The sequence below is a fragment of the Massilia sp. 05N420 genome (assembly GCF_056397205.1).
Genome location: NZ_JBFTMX010000005.1, coordinates 156,809 through 178,133 on the forward strand (window position 1 = coordinate 156,809; position 21,325 = coordinate 178,133).

Annotated in this window: 17 protein-coding genes and 1 pseudogene; 11 read left to right on the forward strand and 7 right to left on the reverse strand. The window is 66.3% G+C overall.

What is annotated here, in order from left to right; all coding sequences use genetic code 11:
* Positions 1-10 precede the first annotated feature (10 nt).
* Entirely contained in the window at positions 11-2,017 is a 2,007-nt protein-coding gene (locus tag AC1DIX_RS04710) for a sensor histidine kinase, YfiR-like protein-associated (RefSeq protein WP_477322384.1), read from the reverse strand.
* A gap of 232 nt (positions 2,018-2,249) precedes the next feature.
* On the opposite strand from AC1DIX_RS04710, the gene AC1DIX_RS04715 reads away from it, so the two are divergent.
* The 3 genes from AC1DIX_RS04715 to AC1DIX_RS04725 are packed head-to-tail and all read left to right on the forward strand — an operon-like array spanning position 2,250 to position 6,484.
* Positions 2,250-2,732: a CinA family protein gene (locus tag AC1DIX_RS04715; protein WP_442124409.1), complete on the forward strand. Its 483-nt coding sequence runs from the start codon at positions 2,250-2,252 to the stop codon at positions 2,730-2,732.
* Positions 2,733-2,736: 4 nt separating this feature from the next.
* Positions 2,737-3,654, forward strand: coding sequence for a metallophosphoesterase family protein (locus tag AC1DIX_RS04720; RefSeq protein WP_477322386.1), 918 nt, complete (start codon positions 2,737-2,739; stop codon positions 3,652-3,654).
* Positions 3,655-3,673: 19 nt separating this feature from the next.
* Positions 3,674-6,484 (forward strand): M16 family metallopeptidase, encoded by a 2,811-nt coding sequence (locus AC1DIX_RS04725; RefSeq protein WP_477322388.1) that lies wholly within the window; start codon positions 3,674-3,676, stop codon positions 6,482-6,484.
* A gap of 14 nt (positions 6,485-6,498) precedes the next feature.
* On the opposite strand, the gene AC1DIX_RS04730 is transcribed toward AC1DIX_RS04725, so the two are convergent.
* A complete protein-coding gene (locus AC1DIX_RS04730) occupies positions 6,499-9,210 on the reverse strand; it encodes a TonB-dependent receptor plug domain-containing protein (protein WP_477322390.1) in 2,712 nt (903 codons plus the stop codon).
* Positions 9,211-9,518: 308 nt separating this feature from the next.
* On the opposite strand from AC1DIX_RS04730, the gene AC1DIX_RS04735 reads away from it, so the two are divergent.
* The 3 genes from AC1DIX_RS04735 to AC1DIX_RS04745 all read left to right on the forward strand — a co-directional run bounded on the left by AC1DIX_RS04735 (position 9,519) and on the right by AC1DIX_RS04745 (position 12,768).
* The gene (locus tag AC1DIX_RS04735; RefSeq protein WP_477322392.1) at positions 9,519-11,372 is read left to right on the forward strand and encodes a polysaccharide deacetylase family protein; all 1,854 of its coding nucleotides are present in this window, start codon (positions 9,519-9,521) and stop codon (positions 11,370-11,372) included.
* 74 nt (positions 11,373-11,446) lie between these two features.
* Positions 11,447-11,770, forward strand: coding sequence for an ArsR/SmtB family transcription factor (locus tag AC1DIX_RS04740; protein ID WP_442124414.1), 324 nt, complete (start codon positions 11,447-11,449; stop codon positions 11,768-11,770).
* A complete protein-coding gene (locus tag AC1DIX_RS04745; protein WP_477322394.1) occupies positions 11,767-12,768 on the forward strand; it encodes a cation diffusion facilitator family transporter in 1,002 nt (333 codons plus the stop codon). The genes AC1DIX_RS04740 and AC1DIX_RS04745 overlap by 4 nt, the downstream gene beginning before the upstream one ends.
* 31 nt (positions 12,769-12,799) lie before the next feature.
* Here AC1DIX_RS04745 and cysK read toward each other — a convergent pair whose 3' ends face one another.
* Genes cysK through tcdA form a run of 3 tightly spaced genes read right to left on the reverse strand, consistent with a single transcriptional unit; the run spans position 12,800 to position 15,232 of the window.
* Positions 12,800-13,732, reverse strand: a complete 933-nt coding sequence (gene cysK / locus AC1DIX_RS04750; protein WP_477253567.1) for a cysteine synthase A — start codon at positions 13,730-13,732, stop codon at positions 12,800-12,802.
* A 27-nt stretch (positions 13,733-13,759) separates the two neighbouring features.
* Positions 13,760-14,266, reverse strand: a complete 507-nt coding sequence (locus AC1DIX_RS04755) for an FKBP-type peptidyl-prolyl cis-trans isomerase (RefSeq protein ID WP_442124417.1) — start codon at positions 14,264-14,266, stop codon at positions 13,760-13,762.
* A gap of 36 nt (positions 14,267-14,302) precedes the next feature.
* Positions 14,303-15,232 carry a tRNA cyclic N6-threonylcarbamoyladenosine(37) synthase TcdA gene (gene tcdA / locus AC1DIX_RS04760; RefSeq protein WP_442124418.1) on the reverse strand — a complete coding sequence of 310 codons (930 nt, stop codon included), beginning with the start codon at positions 15,230-15,232 and terminating at the stop codon, positions 14,303-14,305.
* 102 nt (positions 15,233-15,334) lie between these two features.
* On the opposite strand from tcdA, the gene pdxH reads away from it, so the two are divergent.
* A complete protein-coding gene (pdxH, locus tag AC1DIX_RS04765; protein WP_477322397.1) occupies positions 15,335-16,522 on the forward strand; it encodes a pyridoxamine 5'-phosphate oxidase in 1,188 nt (395 codons plus the stop codon).
* Between the two features lie 45 nt (positions 16,523-16,567).
* The gene (locus tag AC1DIX_RS04770; protein ID WP_477322399.1) at positions 16,568-17,815 is read left to right on the forward strand and encodes a class I SAM-dependent methyltransferase; all 1,248 of its coding nucleotides are present in this window, start codon (positions 16,568-16,570) and stop codon (positions 17,813-17,815) included.
* Between the two features lie 83 nt (positions 17,816-17,898).
* Here AC1DIX_RS04770 and tnpA read toward each other — a convergent pair.
* Positions 17,899-18,304 (reverse strand): annotated as a pseudogene (gene tnpA / locus AC1DIX_RS04775) (IS200/IS605 family transposase); the annotation flags it as partial.
* Between the two features lie 21 nt (positions 18,305-18,325).
* On the opposite strand from tnpA, the gene AC1DIX_RS04780 reads away from it, so the two are divergent.
* On the forward strand, positions 18,326-19,543 hold the full coding sequence (locus AC1DIX_RS04780) for an RNA-guided endonuclease InsQ/TnpB family protein (protein ID WP_477322401.1): 1,218 nt from the start codon (positions 18,326-18,328) through the stop codon (positions 19,541-19,543).
* Between the two features lie 38 nt (positions 19,544-19,581).
* Here the strand turns inward: AC1DIX_RS04780 and msrA are convergent, their stop codons facing one another.
* Positions 19,582-20,115 carry a peptide-methionine (S)-S-oxide reductase MsrA gene (gene msrA / locus AC1DIX_RS04785; protein WP_477322403.1) on the reverse strand — a complete coding sequence of 178 codons (534 nt, stop codon included), beginning with the start codon at positions 20,113-20,115 and terminating at the stop codon, positions 19,582-19,584.
* 121 nt (positions 20,116-20,236) lie between these two features.
* On the opposite strand from msrA, the gene AC1DIX_RS04790 reads away from it, so the two are divergent.
* Both AC1DIX_RS04790 and AC1DIX_RS04795 read left to right on the forward strand, forming a co-directional pair.
* Positions 20,237-20,755 carry a flavin reductase family protein gene (locus tag AC1DIX_RS04790; protein ID WP_442124422.1) on the forward strand — a complete coding sequence of 173 codons (519 nt, stop codon included), beginning with the start codon at positions 20,237-20,239 and terminating at the stop codon, positions 20,753-20,755.
* A 145-nt stretch (positions 20,756-20,900) separates the two neighbouring features.
* Positions 20,901-21,325: acyl-CoA dehydrogenase family protein (locus AC1DIX_RS04795; protein ID WP_477322406.1), on the forward strand; the 425-nt coding region annotated here is incomplete at its 3' end.

Sequence of the window (21,325 nt, forward strand, 5' to 3'; positions counted from 1 at the left end):
GTAGATGACCTCATGGGGCTGTCCTTTCTTCCGGGGCGCGCTGGGTAAGCACGCCGTCTATGGCCGCATTCAACTGTTCGATGTCGATCGGCTTGGTGAGGTAGCGGGCGAAACCCGCCGACAGGCCGCGCTCGATATCGCGCGGCATGGCGTTGGCGGTGAGGGCGATGGCCGGGATGTGCGCGGTGCCCGGATCGCGCCGCAGCTGGGCCAGCACCTCGAAGCCGCTCATGCCCGGCAGGTTCAGGTCCATCAGGATGACCGCCGGGCGGTGCGTATGCGCCAGCGCCAGACCGGCATGGCCGTCCGGTGCGCTCAGGAGGCGCAGGTCGGCGCGGAAGGCCACGATCTCCTGCACCAGCCGCAGGTTGGCGGGATTATCCTCGATATACAGGATCAGGCGCGGCGCCGCGCTGTCCGGTGCGGCCGCGGCCTGGCCGGCCTCCTGCTGGGCCGGCGCCGCCAGCTGGGCCAGTGGCGCCGCTGCCGACAGCTCGATCCAGAAGGTGCTGCCCACGCCCGGGGTGCTGGCGGCGCCGATCTCGCCCTTCATCAGCTCGACCAGGCGCTTGGTGAAGACCAGGCCGATGCCGGTGCCTTCCTGGGTGCCGTTCTCCTGGCCGAGGCGGTTAAAAGGCTGGAACAGCGCGGCCACCTGCTCCGGGCGCAGCCCCATGCCGGTATCGACCACCGACAGGCGCAGCCGGTCCGGCGCGCGGGCGGTGCACGCCACGCTCACCGTGCCGCCCTCGCGGTTGTACTTGACCGCGTTCGACAGCAGGTTCAGCAGCACCTGCTTGAGGCGGGTGCGGTCGGCCTGGACCAGGGCCACGGCACTTTCGGGATCGCCGGCCGCAGGGAACTGCACGCGGATCCCGCGCGCCGCCGCCAGCGGCTCGATCATGCTGCGGCACTCGGCCAGGACCTCGGCCAGGCCGACCGGCTCCATCGACAGGGTCAGCGCGCCCGCCTCGACCTTGGCCAGGTCGAGGATCTCGTTGATCAGGGTGAGCAGGTGGCGGCCCGACTTCAGGATGTGACCGGAGAATTCCTTCTTCTGCTCGGGCGTGGTCGGCATATTGTCGGCGGCCAGGATCTGGGCGAAGCCGAGGATGGCGTTGAGCGGCGTGCGCAGCTCGTGGCTCATCGACGACAGGAAGGCCGACTTGGCCTGGTTGGCGTTGCGCGCCTCCTCGATCGCCAGCTCCAGCTCGGAATTGGCCAGCTCCAGCTGCATGGTGCGCTCCTGCACGCGCTGCTCCAGTCTCTCGTTCAGGCGCATCACTTCCTGCTTCGAGCCTTCCAGGGCCAGGGTGCGCTGCTCGATCTCGGTCAGCATCGCATTGAAGGAATCGACCAGGGCGGCCGCCTCGTCCTCGCTGATACGCGGCGCGCGGCGCGAATAGTCGCGCTTTTCCACCACCTCGCGCGCGATGGTGGTGATGGCGTCGATCGGGGTCGTGATCGTGTGGCCGAGCCGGCGCACCAGCAGCCAGGTTGTCAGCAACGCCAGCAGGGTGGTGGCGATACAGATCAGCAGATAGTCGCGCACCCGGCCCATCAGCTGGTTGGCGGAGCGCAGGTAGACCGTACCCAGCGTCTCGCCGTTCTCGACGATGGGTTTGTACAGCACCAGGTCGTCGCCGTCCCTGGTATACGGTTTGATTTTTTTCCCGGTCCTGCGCGGATGCGGCGGGAAGGTTCCGCTCTCGCCCGGCGCCAGGTAGGACGCGAACAGCGCCCCGCTCTGGTCGTAGATGGCGGCCGCGCGCACCGAGGGCCGCGAACGCAGCAGGGCCAGGTTCTCGCGGGCCAGGCGCGGATCGTCGAAAGCCAGCGCCGCCGACGTCATGTGCCCGACCAGTTCGGCCTGGGTCGAGAGGTCGTTCAGCAGCGCGTGCTGGTAGCCGCGGAGGTCATAGGCGACCACCGTGCCGACCGATACCGCCAGCGCCGCCAGCGTGGTCGACATCACGATGGTAACCAGCTTGGTACGGATCGAGCGCTGGCCGATCATGCCGCCTCGGCCATGCGCGAACGTTCGAACGGCATGTCAGTCCTACGTCAAGAAGTGAGCGCTACCGGGACGAGCCCGGCAGGCGTGCAGGATAGCAGCAGCCCCAAAGATGATGTCGCACGGAACGACAGCAAATATTTTTCCGTTAACGTTTTAGCGCGCACCGGACCGATGCGCGCTAGAATGGTCCGGCGCACTTCAAAAGTAAACGCCAATGGATACGGGAGACGATATGCAGAACGATATTCTTGAACTTGCGGCCAGGGTCGGCAAACTGCTCGAAACGAAGAACCTGCTGCTGGCCACCGCCGAGTCCTGCACCGGGGGCGGCGTGTCCCAGGCGATCACCGAGATCCCCGGCTCGACCGGCTGGTTCGAGTGCGGCTTCGTCACCTATTCGAACGCGTCCAAGACCGAGATGCTGGACGTGCCGGCCGCGCTGATCGCCCAGTTCGGGTCCGTCAGCGTGGAGGTGGCCGGCGCCATGGCCGAAGGCGCGGTGGCCAACAGCAATGCGGACGTGGCCGTGTCCACCACCGGCATCGCCGGCCCGACCGGCGCGGTGCCGGGCAAGCCGGTCGGCACCGTCTGCTTCGGCTGGTCGAAGGGCGGCACCACCTACACCGAGCGCCTGGTGTTCTCGGGCGACCGCCGCGCGGTGCGCGAACAGACAGTGGCGCACGCCCTGGCCGGGCTGCTGCGCTTCCTTGAATAAGGAGATGCCGGCCCTCGCCCTGCGACTAGGCCTGGCGGCCGGCAGCCTGCTGCTGGCCGCTTCCGCGTATGCCGGCACTGCTACCAGCACCGGCGCCGGCACCGACGTCACCGTGTATGCGGCCGGCGACATCGCCCGCTGTCCCTACCCCGACCCCGCGTATTCGCGCGCGGCCGATACCGCCCGCACCGTCGCCACCGGCCTCGCCGCCGACCCCGAGGCCGTGGTGCTGACCCTGGGCGACCATACCTATCCCTACGGCCGCGCCGCGGAATTCACCGACTGCTACGACCCGACCTGGGGCGCATTCAAGAACCGCACCTGGCCGGCGCCCGGCAATCACGAGTACTACACGCCGAAGGCCGCGCCCTACTTCGCCTACTTCGGCGAGCGCGCCGGACGCGGCTACTACAGCCTGGCGCTGGGCAGCTGGCATATCGTCTCGCTGGACAGCAACCTGGCCCCGGCCGAGCATGCCGCCCAACTGGAGTGGCTGCGCGCCGACCTGGCCGCCCATCCGGCCCGCTGCACGCTGGCCTTCTGGCACCATCCGCTGTACAGCTCGGGCGGCCACGGCAGCATCCCGAAGATGCGCGACGCATGGCGCCTGCTGCAGGAAGCCGGCGCCGAGCTGGTGCTGTCCGGCCACGACCACGACTACGAACGCTTCGCGCCCCAGGATGCCGACGGCCGCCTCGACCGCGCCCACGGCATGCGCCAGTTCGTGGTCGGCACCGGCGGCGCCTACCCGACACCGTTCCTGCTGACGGTCGACAACAGCGAGATGCGCGACAGCGGCCGCACCGGCGTGCTGCGCCTGCGCCTGCTGGACGGCCGCTACGAATGGGAATTCCTGGAGTCGGACCGCCTCACCACGCTGGGCCTGCCCGAGCCCGACCGCGGCAGCGAAGCCTGCCACTGATTGCCCCCACGGAGGTTTCATGAACATGCGCCTGCCGTCGCTCCTGCTGCCCCTGGCCATGGTGCTGGCCATCGCCGTCCCGCCGGCGGCCGCCCAGAATCCGCCGCCGGTCACCGCCCTGCCGCAGATCGCGTACGAGAAAACCACGCTGCCGAACGGCCTGGAGCTGATCCTGATCGAGGACCACCGCCTGCCCATCGTCGCCGTGAACATCTGGTACCACGTGGGGCCGGCCAACGAGGCGCCGGGGCTGACCGGCTTCGCCCACCTGTTCGAGCACATGATGTTCGCCGCCACCCGGCACATCCCGCGCGGAGAAGCGGACCGCCTGCTGGAAGCCGCCGGCGCCACCGACAGCAACGGCAGCACGGATTACGACCGCACCAATTACTACGACACCGTGCCCTCGAACCAGCTGGAGCTGGCGCTGTGGGTGCATGCCGACCGCATGGGCTACCTGCTCGACGTGCTCGACCAGGCTGCGCTGTCGAACCAGCAGGACGTGGTGCGCAACGAGCGCCGCCAGAGCGTCGAGAACCGCCCCTACGGCATCGTCGAGGAAGCGCTGAACCACGCGCTGTTCCCGAAGAACCACCCCTACTATGCCTCGGTGATCGGCTCCCACGCCGACATCCAGAACGCCAGGCTGGCCGACGTGCGCGACTTCTTCGCCCGCTACTACGGCCCGAACAACGCCAGCATCGTGATCGCCGGCGACATCGACAAGGCGAAGGCGCGCGCCCTGGTGACGAAATATTTCGGGACCTTCAAGCGCAGCGCGCCGGTGGCGAGACCGGACGTGGCAACGCCGCCGATCACGCGCGAGCGCCGCCTGACCGTGGCCGATCGGATCGAACTGTCGCGCGTCTACATGGCCTGGCTGACGCCGCCCGCCTACCAGCCGGGCGACGCCGAGCTGGCCGTCACGGCCCAGATCCTGGCCGGCGGCAAGGCCGGTCGGCTGTACAAATCGCTGGTCTACGAACGCCAGATCGCCCAGGACACGTCCGCCGCGCAGAATTCCAACGCCCTCGCCTCGACCTTCGTGATCGACGTCACCGCCCGGCCCGGCATTGAGGCCGCCGCCCTGGAAACGGCGATCGACGCCGAACTGAAAGCGCTGCGCGACGACGGTCCTTCCGACCAGGAAGTCGAACGGGCCCGCAACACGATCGAGACGGCAATGCTGACCTCGATCGAGAAGCTGGGCGGCGCCGGCCTGGCGAACCAGGTCAACCAGTACAACCAGTACACCGGCGATCCGGGCTACCTGCCGAAGGACATCGCGCGCCTGCGCCGCGTCAGCGCCGCCGACGTGCAGCGGGTGGCGCGCAGCTGGCTGCAGCCGAACGCGCGGGTGGTGGCGGCGGCCGTGCCGGGCAAGCCGGAACTGGGACCGGATCCGGCCGCACAGCCGGCGAAAGCGGGAGCGAAGACGGTCGCCGCGACCGGCATCAACCGCGACGAAGCCTGGCGCCGCCAGCCGCCGAAGCCGGGGCCGGCGCCGARGTTCACGCTGCCGCGCGGCGATGGCTTCCAGCTGCCGAACGGCCTGCGCGTGATCCACCACTACAATCCGGCGCTGCCGCTGGTGGCGGCCGAGCTGGTGGTCAAGAGCGGCTCCGACGCCAATCCGGACCACGAGCCCGGCCTGTCCGGCTTCACCGCCCAGATGCTGCAGGAAGGGACGGCCACCCGCAGCGCGCCGCGCATCGCCGACGAGATCGCCCAGCTGGGCGCCTTCCTCGGCAGCGCCAGCAGCACGGATTCGTCCACGGTCTCGCTGCTGTCGCTGCGCTCGACCTTTCCGCAGGCGCTGGAGGTACTGGCCGACGTGGTCCAGCATCCGGCCTTCCCCACCGCCGAAGTCGAGCGCCAGCGCGCCGCCCGCATCGGCGCGCTGACCCAGCAGCGCGACAACCCGGAGGCGGTGGCGGCCGTGGCCAGTGCCGGCGCGCTGTACGGCGCCAGACACCCCTACGGCTACGGCCAGCTCGGCACCGAGCAGGCAATCCGCGCCGTCACCCGCGACGACCTGTTCCAGTTCTGGCGCCGCCACTACGTGCCCGCCAACGCGGCCCTGATCGTCTCCGGCGACATCACCCTGGACGACCTGCGCGCCCTGGCGACCGCGCGCTTCGGCGGCTGGCCGCGCGTGCTGCCGTCGCCGGTGCGGATGGGCGATCCGGAAGGCACGCGTGCCCGCCTGGTGATGGTCGACAAACCGGGCGCCCCGCAGACCGCGCTGCGCCTGACCCAGCTGGCCACGAACCGCAAGACGCCCGACTATCCGGCCCTGCAGGTGATGAACGCGGCGCTCGGCGGCCTGTTCTCGAGCCGCATCAACCTCAACCTGCGCGAAGACAAGGGCTACAGCTACGGCGTGTTCTCGAACTTCCGCTACGACCGCACGCAGGGCCCCTTCATCATCGCCGGCAGCGTGCGCACCGACGCCACCGGCGCCTCGATTTCCGAGATCTTCAAGGAAGTGCGCGCGATCCGCGCCAAGGCCCTGCCGCCGGCTGAACTGGCGGGCGCGCGCGACTCGCAGGTGTATTCGCTGCCGGGCCAGTTCGAGACCAACAGCGCGATCGGCGCCAGCCTCGCCGAGACCTGGATCTTCGACCTGCCGCAGGATTACTGGCAGACCCTGCCCGAGCAGTTCCGCCGCGTCACCGCCGCCCAGGTGCAGGCGGCCGCCGGCAAATATCTGGCGCCGGAGCAGATGAAGGTGATCGCGGTCGGCGATAAAGCGAAGGTGCTGCCGCAGCTGAAGGACCTGGGGCTGGGGCAGCCGGAGTTGCGGGACGCCGATGGGCAGCTGCCCTGAGGCGCCCCGCCTGCTTACGAACCGAAGTGGTGGTTCAGCTCGAGCCAGACCTGGCGGCCTGCCGGGCTGTAGCTGCCGACCGGGTAGTAGGGCCAGCCGCCGGTGGCATCCATCTTGATGTGGTTGAACAGGTTGTTCACCACCGCCGACACCGTGGTGCGCTGGTTCAGCCGGTAGACCACGCTGGCGTTGACCAGGGTGGTCGGCGACAGCCAGGCCTCCCCTGCGCCATTCGGGATCTTGCCGTAGCGCTGAAGGAACAGGGTGTTGGTCCAGTCGCCCGCCTTCCAGCTCACGCTCGCGTTCAGCTTGTCGCGCCAGTCGGCGTTGCCGAGGTCGTGCAGGTCGTCGTTGAGCGGATCGCCGGCGAACTGGCGCGATTCCTGGGTCAGCGTCTTCGAGTAGTTCAGCCTGGTGGTGAAGCTGCCGTAGCCGGCAGTCCGCAGGACGTACTTGGCCGCCAGGTCGATGCCGCTGACCCTGGTGGATGCCGCGTTGATCGGATTGACCAGGATCCGCCTGATCTCGCCCGGCCGGTTCAATGCATTGTCCGGATAGCGGACGATGCGGGCGATGGCGTCGGCGCAGGTCGGCGAGGTCAGGTCGCCGGCGGTGCGGCAGTCGGCTTCGTCACGCAGCAGCTTGTCGGCGCTCAGGTTGGTGACCAGGTCGTCGATGCTGATCTTCCAGTAGTCCAGCGAGACGTCGAAGTCCGCGCTCGGCGACCACACCGCGCCCAGGCCGGTCGAGCGGCCCTTCTCGGAACGCAGGTCGCGGCTGCCGGTCTGCACGTAATCCGCGCCCGGCGAATAGTTCGCGTAGTCGCAGCCGGACACCGGCTGGCCGGCTTTCGCGCAGCGGTAATAGTCGGTGGTGGACGCGTAGTAGCCGCTGCCGCGCGCCTGGTAGATGTAGTTCATGTCGGGCGCGCGGAAGCTGGTCGCATGGTTCGCGCGCAGCAGCAGCTGCGTGACCGGCCGCCATTCGAGCCCGCCGTTATAGGTGAACTTGCCGTCGTTGCGGCCGGCGAAGCTGTAGCGGTCGTAGCGGCCGGCCAGCGTCGCGGCCAGGGTCTTCGCGATCGGGATGCTGGCCTCGGCGCCGACGGCAAAGCGCTTGCGGGTCCCGGCCGCACCGTCGGACGGCACCAGGGTATTGAAGTAGCCCTGGTTGATGCGCGCGTCGGGCACGGCGGAGAAGCCCTGCTTGCCCAGCTCGGCCACCGTCGCCACCTTGACCGGGCCGGCCGGCAGGCTGAAGACGTCGCCGTTGGCGGTCAGGCTCAGGGTGTTGGTCCATGACTTGTCGTCGCTGACCGACTCGCCGTAGACGGTGTCGAATTCGGCCGGGGTCAGCCGCCTGGCGAGGCGCGCCGGATCGGGCGCATGGATGGCGAGGCCGTCCGCGTTGACGCCCTGCTGCGGGCCGAGGAAGAAGCTGTCGATATTGGCCAGCGCGCGCGGCGTGTGGTTCTGGCTCTTGTACAGCGAAGCGGTGTAGCCCGCTTCATAGCTCCACGAGGTATGCGGGATCTCGCCGCGCAGGCCGAAGGACAGCGAGCTGGCCTGGTCGTCCCAGCTACGGTTGTAGCGGTTCACGCCGCCCATTTCTTCCGGCGAGATGTAGCGGCTCCAGGCCTCGTAGGCGCTGGTATTCCGGTTCCAGAAATAGCTGTCGGTGGCCGAGCGCGAGGTCCACGACGGGCCGCGCGTGTTGTTGCTGCTGCGGTTCTGGCCATACAACGCTTCCGCGAACAGCGTGGTGGTCGGCGACAGCTCGTAGTTGGCGCTGCCGAACAGGTTCTGGCTGCTGTTCTTCGTCTGCGTGGTCCAGTAGGTCGGGCCGACCTTCGGGCTGGCGCAGTAGCTGCCCGCCTTGGCCGTGTACTTGACGGTACTGCCGCCGAACAGGTCGCCGATCGACTGGCAGGCATCGCCCAGGTCCACGTACTTGCCGGTGCCGATGTTCTTGCGGCCCATGACCAGGGTCGGCGCCACGCCGGTCCTGCTGGCCATGAAGTCGCGGTCCGCGCTCCACAGCGGATCGCGCTCGAGCAGCTCCACGCTGAACAGGGTATTGAGCTTGTCGAAGCTGTGGCCGCCGGTGACCTGCACGCGCTTGTCGCTGCCGCCGCCGCGCGTGGTGGTGCCGGCCTTGAGGTTGACGTCGACACCCTCGGCCTGCTTTTTCAGGATGATGTTGACCACGCCGGCGATCGCATCCGAGCCGTAGACCGCCGATGCGCCGCCGGAGAGGATCTCGATGCGCTCCACCACGCTCGACGGGATGTTCGCGAGGTTGGTGAAGTTGACCGTGCCTTCGTAGGCGATCGGGAAGTCCGCCAGGCGCCGGCCGTTCAGCAGCACCAGCGTATGGTTCGGTACCAGGCCGCGCAGGCTGATGGCATTGGCCGATGGCGTATGGGTATTGCCGAAGTCGGCGCCCTGCACGAAGCCGCTGTTCTGCGACTGGTTGGTGAGCGCATCGAAGACGTTCTTGTAGCCTTGCCTGGTGATGTCCTCGCCGGTGATCACGGTGAYGGCCGAGGGGCCTTCGAGGCTGGCGCGTGGAATGCGCGAGCCGGTGATCACCACGGCCGGCGCCGCCGTTGCCGGGGTCGCCACCGCGTCCTGTGCCTGCGCCCGGGTAGGGCCGGCTACGCCGCAGAGCAGCGCGATCGCGCCCGCGCCCGCGGCCAGCGGTTTCAATTTAAATCGTGTTTGCATTGAAGGGTCCTTGTTGATGGGGGCGCCACCTTAACAATTCCCTATTGGAAATAGAACGAAGCATTTCTCAGATGCTTATGCACTATTTCAGTGCGCCGGCAATGGGCTGTAATGAAGCGGTAATGTTGAACCCACCAGCTGACTGCTAATCTAATTTGGCAGACAGGAGCGACGATATGGTCAGCCGGCGTGAGATCCTTATCCTGGGCGGCTCGATGCTGTTGTCCGCATGCGGCGGCGGCCCCAGTGGTACCAGCAGCAGCACCACGTCCGGCACAAACGGGCCTCCCGTTGCCGGACCATATGGCGTGCCCATCGCCAACTRGTCCGGGGCATTGCAATCAAGCGGCGATGTGCAGGTGGCCGCCAGCGACCAGCCATCGGCTTTGCCGTCCAGCATGGCCCTGCGTCTCGGCTGGGCCTCCTCTCCCACCAGCGCACAGCAGGGCGTGCTGGCGGCGGCGCAGGGCTATGTGCCGCCCGGCGCGCAACCCGGCTTCTCGGTGGCGATCTGGGCACGCAACCCGGGCAAGCGCACGCTGGCCTTCCGGCTGCGGCTACTCGACGGCAGCGGCCAGCACCTGCTCACGTGGAACTGCGCGGCCGACCCGCTCGATCGGTGGGTCCTGCTCACCATATCGCCAAGCCAATTGGCGGGAACGAGCTGGAACGCCGGCCACGATGCCGTCGGCGCCGTCCGCCTCGAGCAGCAGGACGACACCCCCGAAGGAGCGTGGCAGCCGGGCGACTATCTGCTGTTTGGCGACATCTACGCCGCTGTGCCGGGGCAGGCCCTGTTCGCGATCACCTTCGACGACGGCTTCGATTCCCAGCGCAACGCGCCGCCCGTCTTCATGCCGCCCGGCAGCCGCGTCACCCGCACCGACAATGGCGTGTTCGTCACCGCCGGGCGGCACACGGTGGTGGTCGGCGCCCCCATCGTGTTCCCGTCGATTGCGCCGTCCGGACTGGCGCCGGGAACACGCTACTGGGTGCGCTCGATTCCGGCGCCGGATGCCTTCACGCTCGCCGCCGACGCCGCGCTGTCGACCGCGGTGGCCAGCAGCGGCTTTACCGGCGATGCGCCGTTCAGCATCGACGACGGCCCGCCACGCAGCGGCCAGCAGATCGTCGAAAGCTACGGCTTCAAGGGCAGCCTCTTCCTCGTGCCGGGCTGGCTGGGCACCTCGGGCATCCACGGTTACGGCAAACTCCCGAACAGCTTCATGAGCGTGGCCGACGCGCAGGCGATGCATGCCGCGGGCTGGTCGGTGGGCTCGCATACGTTTTCGCATCCGTCCAGCGCCGAGAACGCGGGTCTGCGCCTGCTCGGTCCCTACGGCTATTTCCTGAGCAATCCGGTCGATGCCCTGCCGGCCCAGTATGTGCGGGCCTGGGGCCTGAATGCATCGTTCCGGCGCCGTGCCGTCAGCGCCGCGGCCGGCAGCAATGTGGTGAGCTTCGAGAATCCGCACCGCTTCCTGATCAATATGCCGATCGTCTTCGTCGACGACGCGCCGTCCGGTTTCGTCCCGGGCATCACCTACTATTGCCAGAGCATTCCCAGTGCGCTCACGGCCACCTTCGCCAGCGATCAGGGCAGCCTGGATGCCACCGTGACGGTGAAGGCCGACTGGACCGGGCTCGGCCAATACCGCTATCCTGGTGCGGTCCTCGACGACAGCGCCATCTACCAGGACATCATGGCCGGGATCGCCGGTCTGGAAGCACTGGGCATCACGAGCGGGGCAAAGTTCTTCGCCCTGCCGCAAGGCGCCGCCGACATCTACGTGCGCTCGGCCTGCATGCGCAGCGGCCTGAAATGGATCCGCGGCACCTCCGACCACGCCCACACCATCGCGGCCGGCTACCCGACCGGCGGCGGCCTGTCCAACATCGCCAACACGCCCGGCGGATGGCTGGCGCAGCCGGACTGCATCCAGACCGACAACCCGGACCAGCCCTCGATCCAGCAGATCGTGGCCTATATCGACGACGGCATCACCCAGCATGCCTGCGGCTGCTCCTACCACCACATGGTAGGCGGGGCCACCACGTCCAACCTGGAAAACATGTGCGCCGCCCTGAGGACGCGCGCCGACCAGGGCCTCGTCAAGGTCGTGACGCTCGACGAGATGGACGCGCTGCTGCAACGCCATTGAGCCGCCGGGGCAAATAAAGCTTGCACCGGCCTGACTCTGCGATTAACATGTGAACACCTATTCACATGTTAAAGATGAGCACGCCACCCGACATCGACAACCTGGTCGACGAACTCGCCGACCTGTTCCACCTGCTGGGCGATCCGACCCGGCTGCGCATCGTACTGGCCTGCCTGGCACAGCCGATCGCGGTGGGCGACATCGCCGCCCAGCTGGAACTGTCCAGTTCCCTGGTCAGCCACCACCTGCGCCTGCTGCGCGCGGCCCGCATCGTCAAGGCCGAACGCCAGGGCAAGCAGGTGTTCTACACGGCTGCCGATGCCCACATCAGCGGGCTGCTCGCCAACATGTTCGAACACATCGCCGAACCCGACTCTGCAACAGGACTGGACACATGAGCCTTCACCACCATCACGACCACGGCCACGGGCACGGTCATCACCATCCCGCCCCGAGCGACGCCGGCCGCGCCTTCAAGCTGGCGATCGGCCTGAACATGGCTTTCGTCGTGATCGAATTCGTCTACGGCTTCATCGCGAATTCGACCGCCCTGATGGCCGACGCCGGCCACAACCTGTCCGACGTGCTGGGCCTGGTGCTGGCCTTGGGCGCGGCGCTGCTGGCGAAGGCCGCGCCGACGCGCCGCTTCACCTACGGCCTGCGCGGCTCCTCGATCCTGGCGGCGCTGTTCAATGCCCTGCTGCTGATGCTGGCCTGCGGCGCCATCGCCTGGGAGGCGGTGCTGCGCTTCGCCCATCCGGAACCGGTGGCCGGCACCACGGTGTCGATCGTGGCCGCGGTCGGGGTCCTCGTCAACGGCTTCTCGGCCTGGTTGTTCATGTCCGGCAGCAAGGACGACATCAATGTGCGCGGCGCCTACCTGCACATGGCCGCCGACGCCGCGCTGTCGCTGGGCGTGGTGGTGGCGGGCCTGGTCGTGATGTACACGGGCTGGTCCTGGCTCGACCCGGCGGTCAGCCTGGTGATCGTGGTGATCATCGTGGCCGGCACCTGGTCGCTGACCAAGGAATCGACGCAGATGGTGCTGGCGGGCGTGCCGGCCAGCGTGGACCTGCCGCGGGTCACGGAGTTCCTGAAGTCACGCGACGGCGTGACCGAGGTGCATGACGTGCACATCTGGGCGATGAGCACCACCGAGACGGCGCTGACCGCCCACCTGGTGATGCCGGGCGGGTATCCGGGCGATGCCGTGCTCGACGGGATCGTCGGGGAATTGCGCAAGGATTTCGCGATTCATCACTGCACGCTGCAGGTGGAGGAAGGGACGACGAATCATGGCAGCTGCGCGCTACATGGGGAGCATGACCATGCCCATGATCACGACCACGACCACGACCACGATCACGATCACGATCACGCCCACCACGCACATTGAAATTCCGTGGGCACGGGGTGCCCACGCGGAATTACCCGGCCAGGTTCGCGTACAGAGCGGTGCTCAAATACCGCTCGCCAAACGAAGGAATGATGGTAACGATCAGCTTGCCCGCATTCTCCGGCCGCTTCGCCACCTGCATCGCCACCCATAGCGCCGCACCCGACGAGATGCCGACCAGCAGGCCCTCTTCGCGGGCCGCCGCGCGCGCGGTCTCGAAGGCGTCCTCGTTCCTGACGGTGACGACTTCGTCGTAGGCCTTCGTATTCAGTACCTGGGGAATGAAGCCGGCGCCGATGCCCTGGATCGGATGCGGTCCCTTGGTGCCCTTCGACAGGATGGGCGAGGCTTCCGGTTCCACGGCAATCGCCTGGAAGCCGGGCTTGCGCTGCTTGATGACTTCGGCCACGCCGGTGATGGTGCCGCCGGTGCCGACGCCCGCCACCAGGATGTCGACCTTGCCGTCGGTGTCGCGCCAGATCTCCTCGGCCGTGGTGCGGCGGTGGATTTCCGGGTTGGCGGGATTGTTGAACTGCTGTGGCATGAAGCAGCGCGGATCGCTGGCCACGATCTCCTCGGCGCGGCGGATCGCGCCCAGCATGCCCTCGGGACCGGGCGTCAGCACCAGCTCGGCGCCATAGGCGCGCAGCAGCATGCGGCGCTCGTTGCTCATGGTTTCCGGCATCACCAGGCGGCAACGGTAGCCGCGCGCCGCGCACACCATCGCCAGCGCGATGCCGGTGTTGCCGCTGGTGGGTTCGACGATGATGGTGTCGGGGCCGATCTTGCCGGCCTGCTCGGCCGCCTCGATCATGGCCCAGCCGATCCGGTCCTTGACGCTGTGGGCCGGGCTGTAGAACTCGAGCTTGGCGACGATGTCCGCCACGCCTCCCTGGTTGAGGCGCCGGATGCGCACCAGGGGCGTATTACCGATCAGTTCAGTAACGTCGTTCGCGATGCGCATGTTCCCTCCAGGTCAGCTTGGTTTGACTTATTTAACGTCCAGCAGTTCCACGTCGAAGATGAGATCCGCATCCGGCGGAATGCCGCCGGGCGAACCGCGCTTGCCGTAGGCCAGTTCGCTCGGGATGATCAGGGTGCGCTTGCCGCCCACCTTCATGCCGGCCACGCCCTGCTCCCAGCCCTTGATCACCATGCCGGCGCCGAGGCGGAAATCGAGCGGCGAGCGGCCCGGGTTCAGCGAGGAATCGAATTTGCGGCCGCGCTGCTTGGCGGCCATCGGCTTGTAGAGCCAGCCGGTGTAGTTGACCGTGATATTGCTGCCGACGGTGGCTTCCTTGCCCTTGCCGACGACGGTGTCGATGATCTGGATCTGCGGCGCGGCGGACTGCACGGTCGGCTGTGCCGGCGTGTCGGTCGCCTGCTGGGTGCTGCCCGGGTTGGCGGCCGTGGTCTGGGCCTGGGTCTGGGTCGAATCCTGCGCGTTGGCGGCGGTGGCCGCCAACAGCAGGCTCAGGAAGGCGATACGACGGATCATGGAGCCTCTTTCATGGTTCAGTAAAAATAACTGAACCTATGATAACAAGGCCTCCCCGGCTTGCACAGCGTCGTTGGCGGCGGGCGCCGGTTCGGCCACGTGCACCGGCACGACGGCCGGGGCGGCGACGGCATTCGCCGCTTCCGCCAGCTTGCGCAGCATGTGGCCGGCCGCGACCATACCGAAGGTGGCGGTCACGACCATGCTGGAGCCGAAGCCCGCGCAGTTCAGGCCGGTAATGCTGTTGGCATCGATCGCGCAGGCATCGCCCGCTTCCGGATAGCGCAGCGGTTCCATCGAGAACACGGCGTCGATGTGGTACTTGTTCTTCTCGCCCTTGGCGAAGCCGTACTGGGCGCGCAGGATCTTGCGCACCTTCTTCAGCAAGGGCTCCTGTTCGGTGCGGGCCAGGTCGCGCACTTCGATGCGGGTCGGGTCCGTCTGGCCGCCGGCGCCGCCGATCACGATCAGCGGAATCGCGTGATCGCGGCAATGGGCGATCAGGGCCGCCTTGGCCTTGACGCTGTCGATGGCGTCGAAGACGTAGTCGAATTTGCCGGGCGCAACCATCTGCGGAATATTGTCCGGATCGATGAAGTCCTCGACCAGCTCGACCTCGCAATACGGGTTGATCAGCGCGATGCGCTGCTTCAGGGCCTCGATCTTCGGCATGCCGACGGTGGTCGACAGGGCCTGGATCTGGCGGTTGATATTCGATTCGGCAACGTTATCGAGGTCGATCAGGGTCAGGCGGCCGACCGCGCTGCGCGCCAGCGCCTCGACGATCCAGGAGCCGACGCCGCCGACGCCGATCACGCAAACGTGCGCCTTGCGAAAGCGTTCCAGTGCACGCTCACCGTAGAGGCGGGCGATGCCGCCGAAGCGGCGCTCGAAATCGATCTCATCGCCAGATTCGTCGATGCGTCCTTCGGCGGGCGCAAGAAGAGAGGTGGGAATAGTCGTCATGATTGCCCTATTCTACCGGACGGGATCGCGTGCATTGCTCTAAAATAACTTTAGGTCAATCATTTTCTTAGGCTCCTTTACGCCTCCGCAACAGTCACCATCATGAACGAGCTTCTCCACGATACCGCCCCCGATTTCGACCAGCCGGTCGCCGTGCTCAAGCATTGCCACGGACGCATCCGCAAGCAGCTTGCCACCCTGGAAAAACTGCTGGTCCACCTGCCCGAACACGGCGCCGACCAGCAGGCCCGCCAGGCCGCCGGCGCGGTACTGAAGTATTTCGAGAAGGCCGCCCACCTGCACCACGAGGACGAGGAACAGGACCTGATCCCGATGCTGCGCGCCGTCGCCCAGGGCGAAGACGCCGCCACCCTGCAGGCACTGGCCCCGGTCATCCTGCAGGACCACAAGGACATGGACGCCATGTGGCAGGACCTGCACGAGCAGCTCACCGCCATCGCCGATGGCAGCGGCACCCAGCTCTCGAACAGCACCGTGCAGCGCTTCAGCCAGCGCTACCTGAACCATATGGAGCGCGAAGAAAGCACGATGGCGCCGATGGCCATGCGCCTGTTCAGCCCGCAGCAGATGGCCAAGCTGGGCCAGGCCATGCAGCGCCGCCGCGGGATCGCGCCGCCGGCCGCCGCCATCGGCGAACGGGTGGCCGACCTGCGCAAGGATTACGGCCAGGCCAGCCTCGACGAGAGCGAGGTCGCCGACGATCCGATCCGGCAGTTCACCCGCTGGTTCGAGGAAGCGCTGAAGGCCGAGGTCAACGAGCCGAACGCGATGGGCGTGTCGACCGTGGACGAGCAAGGCCGGCCGAGCTCGCGCATCGTGCTGGTCAAGCAGTTCGACGAACGGGGTTTTACCTGGTACACGAACTACGACAGCCAGAAAGGAAAGCAACTGAACGGCAATCCTTTTGCAGCTCTGCTATTCTTTTGGAGCGAACTTGAACGGCAGGTGCGGATCGAAGGCAGAGTCGAACGCACTTCCGCCGAAGAGAGCGACAAATACTTCAACAGCCGACCCCTGAAGAGCCGGCTGTCGGCGATCGCGTCCCATCAGAGTGCGCCGATCGCAAGCCGCGCAGACCTCGAACACAACTACGAGGACGTCGCGCGACAGTATGGCGAAACGCCACAGCGGCCACAACACTGGGGTGGTTTTCGTCTGGTGCCGGAACGCATCGAGTTCTGGCAGGGGCGGCGTTCACGCTTCCACGACCGTGTCGTGTACACGCGGCAGGAAGACGGCGGCTGGACGCGGCAACGTTTGCAACCGTAAAGCCGGCTGCGAAGCTGGCAATATGTACGTGCCGGAGGTATTCGCGTGTTCGACCAGCTGAAGTTATCCGCCTGGACCACAGGCATCCGCAACAAGTACAACCTGCCGCTGCGCGTGGAATTATGGAATGGCGAGCAGGTTGATCTTTCGTCCGAACAACCACGCGTGAAGATTCGCGTGCCGAGCCCCGGGGGCCTGCGCTACCTGCTGTCCCCGACCCTCGACAACCTGGGCGAAGCCTATGTCGAAGGCGCGCTCGAGATCGAAGGGCGAGCGGCTGACATGATCCAGATCGGCAACTCCCTGGCCGAATCGACCGGCAAGCCGGCGCGCAGCAGCCGCGTCGCCAGCGCGCTGCGCATGGTCTCGCAGCACACCCGTGAAAAGGACGCCGAGGCGATCCGCTACCACTACGACGTCTCGAACGAGTTCTACCAGGAATTCCTCGACCCATCGATGGTGTATTCCTGCGCCTATTTCGAGAACGGCGACGAAGACCTGGCCACGGCCCAGACCAAGAAGATCGACCACATCCTGACCAAGATCGGCGTGCAGCCGGGTCATACCCTGCTCGACATCGGTTGCGGCTGGGGCGCGCTGGTGCTGCGTGCGGCCCAGCAATTCGGCGCCCGTTGCGTCGGCGTCACGCTGTCGGAAAAGCAGTTCGAGCTGGCGCGCGAGCGCGTGGCACGGGCCGGGCTGCAGGACCGGATCGAGATCCGCCTGCAGGACTACCGGGACGTCGACGGCCAGTTCGACCGTATCACCAGCGTCGGCATGTTCGAACACGTGGGCGTGCAGAACCTGCCCGAATACTTCAGCCGCATCAACAAGCTGCTGGCCCCGGGCGGCGTGGTGATGAACCACGGCATCACGACCACCGACGTCGACCAGCGTGCAAGCCCCTACGGCGGCGGCGAGTTCATCGACCGCTACGTATTCCCGCACGGCGAGCTGGCCCACCTGTCGACCGTGATCCGCACCATGCAGGAAGGCGGGCTCGAGGTACGTGACGTGGAAAACCTGCGCCGCCACTATGCGCGCACCTGCGAGATCTGGACCGACAACTTCGAGAACAACGCCGACCGCATCCGCCGGCTGGCCGATCCGAAGACCTTCCGCATCTGGCACGTCTACCTGGCCGGCTGCGCCTATGCCTTCGCCCACGACTGGATCAGCCTGTACCAGATCRTGTGCGGCAAGGCGGGCCAGGAACCGGCCCAGATCCCGTGGTCGCGCCGCTACATGTACGACGGCAGCGGGGCTATCGACATGCTATCGACCCGGCATTGATCCCGTGCGCGGCAAACCCCGTCCTTGAGGGCGGGGGCAAGCGCGCGGACGGCGCAGCCGTCCCTGCGGTCAGGCTGGCCTTTTCGCTGCGGTTCGATGTATTGCCGGATGACGGCGATCGTAGCCCCGCCACAGCTGTCGGCAAAGCAGGATGGCGACCACAGTGCGCCACCCCATAGCTTGCTTCGAATGCTGGGGTAATTCTTCTTTTTGATCACGCGGCCGGAAACACCTTTCAGGCTGTTCACCAGGCTGGACACGGTTATTTTCGGTGGGTAGTTCACCAGCGGGTGAAACATGATCATCCTCGCCATCGAACTCCGCAAGCTCGGCCTCGAAGTCCCGGCAGACGCCGGCAAAGATGCCGCGCAGCTCGGCAAGCACCTCTGCCGTGAAGGCATTGCGGCGATATTTGGTGACGAAGACCAAATGTACGTGCATCAGAAAGACGCAGTGTCGCCCTTGACGGATCTCGTTGTCCGGGGTCATGGACCAACTATCGTCGACGTTATGGAACGTCTACAAGCCTTTCAGTTTCAGCTAATGCCAACCGGCGGGCAGGCGCACGCCATGCGGCGCTTCGCCGGTGCGCGCCGGTTCGTGTACAACCGGTCGCTCGCACTGCAGAAGGAAAACCATGCCGCGGGCAACAAGTTCATCGGCTATGTGGCGATGGCGAAGCAGCTGACCGGCTGGCGGAACAGTTCGCAGACCCCATGGCTGAAGGACGCTCCCTGCCACGTCCTGCAACAGTCGTTGAGAGACCTGGACCGGGCCTTCACGAATTTCTTTGGCAAGCGGGCGGCCTTCCCTTCCTTCAAGCGCAAGGGTCGCAACGAGGCGTTCCGCTACCCGGACCCGAAACAGTTCAAGCTCGACCAGGATAATGCACGCATCTTCCTGCCCAAGCTGGGCTGGCTGCGCTACCGTAACAGCCGGCCGGTGCTGGGTGAGCTGCGCAACGTCACCGTCAGGCTGTCGGCTGGAAAATGGTTCGCGTCCATCCAGACGCGGCGCGAGGTCGAAGCGCCGGTGCCTGTCGCGACGACGGCCGTCGGTATCGACGTTGGCATTGTCCGCTTCGCCACCATGAGCGATGGCGGCTACCTCGAGCCGGTGAACAGTTTCGGCCGGCACCGGCAGTGCCTGGCGCGTTACCAGCGCCGCATGCGCCGCATGGTCAAGTTCAGCAACAACTGGAAAAAGGCCAAAGCACGAATCCAGAAGCTTCATGCCCGGATCGCGAACGTGCGCCGGGATTTCCTGCACAAGGCGACGACGGCGATCAGCAAGAACCACGCGCTCGTCTGTATCGAAGATCTGCTTGTCAGGAACATGTCCAGGTCTGCCAGGGGCTCGTCCGACGCCCCCGGCAGGCGTGTCGCCCAGAAGTCCGGCCTGAACCGCGCCATCCTCGACCAAGGATGGGGCAAATTCCGGCGCCAGCTCGAATACAAGGTGCCGTGGATGGGCGGCACGCTGCTCGCCGTCCCGCCTCAGGACACGAGCCGCACCTGCCCGTGCTGTGCTCATGTGGCCAAAGAAAACCGGGTGACGCAAGCATGGTTCAAATGCGTCAACTGCGGATACGGCAACCATGCCGACGTGGTCGGCGCGATGAATATTTTAGAGCGAGGGCATCGCTTGTTAGCCTGTGGAGAGTCGGCGCAGTCGGGCCGCTCGATGAAGCAGGAACCCGCCGAAGCGACTACGCGCAGCTCCGCGTAGCGCCGTAGGAATCTCCGTCCTTTAGGGCGGAGAGGATGTCAACACTTCAACCGTTCCGCAAACGTCTTGCGGAACTTTGCCACCTTGGGCGCCACCACGAAGGCGCAGTAGCCCTGCAAGGGGTGCTGCTCGAAGTAATTCTGGTGGTAGTCCTCGGCCTTGTACCAGGTCTCGGCCGGCAGCACCTGGGTGATGATGGGCGCGTCCCAGACCGCCGCCATTTCCGCCATCACCTTGCGCGCCGTCGCGTCCTGCTCGGGCGAGGTGGTAAAGATGACCGAACGGTACTGGGTGCCGACGTCGTTGCCCTGGCGGTTCAGGGTCGTCGGATCGTGGATGGTGAAAAAGATTTCCAGGATGTCGCGGTAGCTGATCACGCTCGGGTCGAACTCCAGGCGCACGACTTCCGCATGCCCGGTGGTGCCGGCGCACACTTGTTCATAAGTCGGGCCGGAGGTGCTGCCGCCCATATAGCCGGACTCCACCCGGGTCACGCCGCGCGCCTCCAGGTACACGGCTTCCAGGCACCAGAAACAGCCGCCGCCCAGGATCGCCACTTCGGTTTGGCTCATACTCGGTCCTCGGGGAATAAGGGATTTTTCATGGCTTCACTGTAAACGAAAGTGCACGCCCGTGCATGCCGGCTCCGGAGCGGCTCCGGGCGGCCGGGTCATTGATGGCATAATGGCGAAAATGAACACCAGATCCCCCCGCGCCACCGAGCGCGGTTTCGATTCCGCGCATTTTCGCCAGGCCCTGTCCCAGTTTGCGACAGGCGTCACCGTCATTACGACCCGCCTTGCAGACGGCAGTTTCCGCGGCCTGACCGCCAGTTCCTTCAATTCCGTCTCGCTGGAGCCGCCGCTGGTGCTGTGGAGCCTGTCGGGCAAGGCCAACAGCCTGCCCATCTTCAGCGGCAACTCGCATTACGTGATCAACGTGTTGTCGGCCGGTCAGGAAGAACTGGCGCGGCGCTTCTCCCGCCGCAGCGAAAACCCCTTCGCCAGCACCGACTACGAACTCTCGCGCACCGGCCAGCCCATCCTGAAAGGCGTGACCGCCTGGTTCGAATGCCACAACCGCAGCCGCTATCCGGAAGGCGACCACGTGATCTTCGTCGGCGAAGTCGAAGAATGCGCTGTGCATCCCCAGCCGGCCCTGATCTTCCATGGCGGCCAGTTCGGTACGACAGGGGTCAGAGCCCGGTGTTGATTGCCTGGGCTCTGACCCCGGTTCTCAGCCGCAAAGCGATTTCAGTGAGAAAAGTGAAAATCGCTGTCGCAGTTTCAAAAGCCGCACAAGAACAGGATTTCTATAATGGCTCCATTCCAACAAGACCGACTGAGACAGGAGCCCCATGAGCCGTTCCGATTCGCCCCGCAAAGCCCAATTCCACTGGGATGACCCGCTGCTGCTGAGCCAGCAGCTCACCGACGAAGAGCGCATGGTGCGCGATGCCGCCGCGGCTTACTGCCAGGACAAGCTGCAGCCGCGCATCCTCGAAGCCTTCCGCCACGAAGCCATGGACACGTCCATCTTCCGCGAGATGGGCGAACTCGGCCTGCTGGGCCCGACCATTCCGGAACAGTACGGCGGCCCCGGCCTGAACTATGTGTCATACGGCCTGATCGCCCGCGAAGTCGAGCGCGTCGATTCCGGCTACCGCTCGATGATGAGCGTGCAATCCTCGCTGGTGATGGTGCCGATCTTTGAATTCGGCAATGAAGAGACCAGGCAGAAATACCTGCCGAAACTGGCCACCGGCGAATGGATCGGCTGCTT